Annotated in this window: 3 protein-coding genes; all 3 read right to left on the minus strand. The window is 73.2% G+C overall.

What is annotated here, in order from left to right; all coding sequences use genetic code 11:
• Positions 1-362, minus strand: a 362-nt coding sequence (locus WCS02_RS18025) for a helical membrane plugin domain-containing protein (RefSeq protein WP_340295671.1), incomplete at its 3' end; no start/stop codon positions are given.
• Positions 363-390: 28 nt separating this feature from the next.
• A complete protein-coding gene (gene fdhF / locus WCS02_RS18030; protein WP_340295672.1) occupies positions 391-3,468 on the minus strand; it encodes a formate dehydrogenase subunit alpha in 3,078 nt (1,025 codons plus the stop codon).
• Between the two features lie 161 nt (positions 3,469-3,629).
• Positions 3,630-4,319: SH3 domain-containing protein (locus WCS02_RS18035; protein WP_340295673.1), on the minus strand; the 690-nt coding region annotated here is incomplete at its 5' end.

The following is a 4,319-nucleotide window of genomic DNA, read 5'->3' on the forward strand; positions in this document are numbered from 1 at the left end:
CTTGCCACCCCGCGGGGGTTGTCGCGGTGCGCCAGCCGGCGGACGAGGCCCAACAGCCCGGGCGGGCGTCCGGTGGCCGCCGCCACCGCGGACACGCGGGCCTGGCGGACGCCCGTGGCCAGCCGCTCCGCCGCCTGCGGGTCCAGCCCACCTGCGGCGCCGCCCAGCGCGAGCACCGAGCGCAGGGCGGCCGGGTCGAGGCTGCCCATGAGCAGACCGAGCAGCTCGGGGTAGGCCCGGACCCCGCCGGCCGCCGCCCGCAGCAGACCGCTCTCGTGCAGGGCGGCGACGAGGTCGTCGAGCTCGTCGGCGGCGCCGGTGTCCGGCGGGACGGGCGGGGTGTAGCTCAGCGGTCGTGCCACGGTCGGCTCCTCCTCCTGCTGCTGGCGGTCATGCCGTCGCCCCGTCCGGCTCGGGCTCGGTCGGGAACACGTAGTCCTCGCGCTGCCACTTCTCCTCGACGAGCACGCCGTCCTGCGGGGTGGGGTGGCCGTAGCGGTGGTAGGTCGGGGGCAGCGGGGCGCCGGGCTGGCGACCCTCGTCGCGGGTGCCGCGCCGCTCGCGGTCGGCCCCGCGCCGGCCGCCGCCGCGGACCTCCTTGGGCCCGTCGACCCGCCGCACCCGGGCGGCGAGCTCCTTGTAGGCCGGCGTGTGGGTGGCCTCGTCGGACACCTCGGAGGTCAGCAGGTTGAGCTCGACGGCCTGCATCGGCACCCACACCTCGCCGTCCCGCACCTGGTCCGACAGCAGCACCCGCAGGGTGATGGAGCCGCGCCGGGACTCCAGCTCGACCCAGTCGCCGGTGCGCAGGCCTCCGTACCGGGCGGCGTCGCGTCGGGTCATCTCCACGTACGTGTCGGGCACCTTGGAGCTCAGCCCCGCGGAGCGCAGCGTCATGTTGCCCTCGTGGAAGTGCTCGAGCACCCGGCCGTTGTTGACGTGCAGCGGGTACTCGTCGTCGGCCTGGTCGCTGGGCTCGGTGAACTCCAGCGGGTACAGCCGGGCGTTGCCGTCGGGAAAGTGGAAGCGCTCGGTGTACAGCAGCGGGGTGTCCGTGCCGTCCTCCGCGACCGGCCACTGCAGCGAGGCGTAGCCCTCGAGCCGGTCGTAGCTGACCCCGGCGAACAGGGGGGTGAGCGACGCCGCCTCGTCCATGACCTGGCTCGGGTGCTCGTAACCCCACTCGTGGCCCATCGCCGAGGCGATGTCGGTGAGGATCTTCCAGTCCGGCCGGGCCTGGCCGACCGGGTCCATCGCCTTGTTGAGCCGCTGCACGCGCCGCTCGGTGTTGACGAACGTGCCGTCCTTCTCCAGCGAGGCGGCCGCCGGGAGGACCACGTCGGCGAACTCGCACGTCCGCGAGAAGAACAGCTCGGACACGACGAGGAAGTCGAGCTTCTCCAGCGCCTCCTGGACGTAGTGCGCGTTGGCGTCGACCAGCGACAGCTCCTCGCCCACGACGACCATGGCGCGCAGCGTCCCGTCGTGTATCGCGGTGATCATCGTGTGGTTGTCGAGGCCCTTCTCAGTCGACAGCTCGGTCCCCCAGGCCTTCTCGAACTTGGCCACGACCTCGGGGTCGGTGACCGGCTGGTAGCCCGGCAGGTAGTCGTTGACGCAGCCGAAGTCGCTGCAGCCCTGGACGTTGTTGTGCCCGCGCAGGGGGTAGGCGCCGGTGCCGGGCCGGCCGTAGTTGCCGGTGACGAGCAGCAGGTTGGAGATGGCGGTCGAGGTGTCCGACCCGGCCGAGTGCTGGGTGACGCCCATGGCCCAGAGCGCCGCCACGGACTCCGCCTCGGCGATGCGGCGTGCGAGGTCGACGAGGACGTCCGAGGCGATCCCGGTCCGCTGCTCCGCGTACTCCAGCGTGAACGGCTCGAGCGAGGCGACGTAGGCGTCCCACCCGTTGACGCGCTCGGCGAGGAAGGCCTCGTCCTGCCAGCCGTTGTCGATGACGTGCTTGGTGACCGCGCTGAGCCAGACCAGGTCGGTGCCGGGGTTGGGCCGCACGAACAGGTCCGCCCGCTGCGCGAGCTCGTGCTCCCGCAGGTCGACGACGACGAGCTGGTGCCCGCCGACCTTCTGCGCGCGCTTGACCCGCGCGGCGATGACGGGGTGGGCCTGCTCGGTGTTGGTCCCGACGCACAGCACGAGCGCGGCCCGCTCGATGTCGCTGATCGACCCGGCGTCCCCACCGTGGCCGACCGTGCGGAACAGGCCCTGGGTGGCCGGCGACTGGCAGTACCGCGAGCAGTTGTCGATGTTGTGGCTGCGGAACACCTGCCGGGCGAGCTTCTGGGTGAGGTACGCGTCCTCGTTGGTCGCCTTGGACGAGGCGATCGTGGCGATCCCGGCCGGGCCGTGGCTCTCGAGGACGGCACGCATGCGCTCCGCGACGAGGGCCAGGGCCTCCTCCCAGCTCGCCTCCCGGAACCGGCCGTCCTCCCGGATCAACGGCGTCGTCAGCCGGTCGTCCGCGTTGACGTAGTCCCAGCCGAACTTGCCCTTGACGCAGGTCGAGATCGCGTTGGCCGGGCCCTCCTGCTGCGGCTGGACCTTCAGGACCTCGCGGCCGCGGGTCATGACGTCGAAGGAGCAGCCGACCCCGCAGTACGTGCACACCGTCTTGGTGACCGACGTCGCGGCCCGGCGGGCGGCCGACTCGGCCTTGGACAGGACGTACAGCGGCAGGTACCCCGTCGTGGGCTCGACGGCCTTGACCAGGTCGATGGCCGGCGACCGCACCTCGTCGGGCCAGCCGGTCGCCAGCCCTGCGCGCCCGAGCATGGTCTTCTCCATGAGGGCGTTGCACGGGCACACCGAGACGCAGTGCCCGCACGAGACGCAGGACGACTCGTCGATGGGGACGCCGCCGTCCCACAGCACGCGCGGGTGCTCCGACGTCCAGTCGATCGACAGCGTCTCGGTGACCTGGACGTCCTGGCAGGCCTCGACGCAGCGTCCGCAGAGGATGCACTGGTCGGGGTCGTAGCGGTAGAACGGGTTGGAGTCGTCGATCTCGTACGGCTTGGGCTGGAACCCGATGGTCTCGTGCTCGACGCCGCTGGCCTCGACCCCGTGCTTGAGCGCGCAGTCGCCGTTGTTGTTGTCGCAGATCGTGCAGTACAGGGTGTGCTTGCGGACCAGCCGCTGGCCGGCCTGCTCACGGGCGGCCTTGCTCTCGCCGAGGGTGCCGACCTGCATCCCGTCGGCCACGGGCACGACGCAGGACCGGACGACCTCGCCGTCGACCTCGACCAGGCAGGTGTCGCAGGTCTGCAGCGCCCCGAGGCTGCGCTGGTAGCAGACCGACGGGAACCGCGGCCGGGTCTCCGACGCCTCGGTGAGCGCCTCGACCAGCGGGCGGCCGAGCTCGCCGCCGATGCGCCGGCCGTCCACCTCGAGCGTGACCGGCACGGGGGGCGGGGCGGAGCGGTCCTGGCTGAGCGGGTGGAAGTCGGACGGCATGCGGGCTCCCAGCGGGTCGCTGCGGCACCGGGTCGGCGGACCGGCTCGGTCGTGGCGACGATGGTGCCCGTGCAGGGCCGGGTGCGCACGCTCCTGCGCGCCCGGCCCCTCAGCCGCCCGCGGTGGGGCTGCGTGCTGGGCGGTGCTGGGTGGTGCTGGTGTCAGCCGACGCTCACGTGGACGTGGTCGAAGTGGTTCGCGGTGGCCCCACCGCGGTCCTCCATGTACTCCCACGCGCCGGCGGGGCTGCCCGCCATCCAGATCTGCTGCTCGTAGATGAGGTAGGTGATGCCGAGCTCGCCGGCCCGGGCCTGGAGGAAGCGGGAGATCTCCCAGCCGGCCTCGCCGGACACCATGACGTCGACGGCGCGGCCGCTGCCGTGGTCGCCGCCGTCGCCGGGACGGTAGCCGCCGAACGCGGACACCGAGCCGCCGAAGGCGGCGCACACGGCGCGGTACACCGCGGTCGCGTTGCCCTTGAGGCTGCGCTCGATCTCCGGGTTCTTCGAGCACGGCGCGTCGGAGGTGCCGGGGGTGTCCGATGGGTCCTCGGCGGGAGCGGCCGCGGGCTGCTCGACCGGCTCGGGGGCGGGCTCGGTCTCCGACAGGTACTTCCCGTTGACCCAGCCGACGGTCTCGCCGAGGACGACCTGCGTCCAGCCGTCCGCGGTGGCACCGCTGGTGCCGACCTGGTCCAGGGCCTCGAGGTACCCGACGCGCTCGGTGCCGGCGGCCGGGCCGCTGCGCACGTTGACCGCGGTGGTGACCCACAGCTGCGCCACGACGGGCGGGGGCGGCGGCGGCGGGGCCGGGGCGGGGGCCGGGACAGGCGCGGGGACGGGCGCCGGGGG

The sequence above is a fragment of the Aquipuribacter hungaricus genome (assembly GCF_037860755.1).
GTDB lineage: Bacteria > Actinomycetota > Actinomycetes > Actinomycetales > JBBAYJ01 > Aquipuribacter > Aquipuribacter hungaricus.

What these genes read in the sequence shown, in the direction of transcription:
- fdhF (WP_340295672.1), bottom strand. Translation starts at nt 3,468, where the DNA reads ATGCCGTCCGACTTCCACCCGCTCAGCCAGGACCGCTCCGCCCCGCCC.